The sequence below is a fragment of the Bacillus cereus group sp. BfR-BA-01347 genome (assembly GCF_022663835.1).
Lineage (GTDB): Bacteria > Bacillota > Bacilli > Bacillales > Bacillaceae_G > Bacillus_A > Bacillus_A thuringiensis_K.
In genome coordinates, this window is record NZ_JAKUGG010000075.1 from 1 (window position 1) to 510 (window position 510).

The following is a 510-nucleotide window of genomic DNA, read 5'->3' on the forward strand; positions in this document are numbered from 1 at the left end:
CCTTTTTGGAGCCAGCCGCCTAAGGTGGGACAGATGATTGGGGTGAAGTCGTAACAAGGTAGCCGTATCGGAAGGTGCGGCTGGATCACCTCCTTTCTATGGAGAATTGATAAGCGCTGCTTATCAATATAAGTTTCCGTGTTTCGTTTTGTTCAGTTTTGAGAGAACTATCTCTCATATATAAATGTATGTTCTTTGAAAACTAGATAACAGTGTAGCTCATATTTTTTAATTTTTAGTTTGGTTAAGTTAGAAAGGGCGCACGGTGGATGCCTTGACACTAGGAGTCGATGAAGGACGGGACTAACGCCGATATGCTTCGGGGAGCTGTAAGTAAGCTTTGATCCGAAGATTTCCGAATGGGGAAACCCACCATACGTAATGGTATGGTATCCTTACCTGAATACATAGGGTAAGGAAGACAGACCCAGGGAACTGAAACATCTAAGTACCTGGAGGAAGAGAAAGCAAATGCGATTTCCTGAGTAGCGGCGAGCGAAACGGAACATA

Annotated in this window: 2 rRNA genes; both read left to right on the top strand. The window is 44.1% G+C overall.

The window, feature by feature from the left end:
• A 16S ribosomal RNA gene (locus MR143_RS32660) occupies nt 1–96 on the top strand; the annotation flags it as partial.
• 146 nt (nt 97–242) lie between these two features.
• Nucleotides 243–510, top strand: a 23S ribosomal RNA gene (locus MR143_RS32665); the annotation flags it as partial.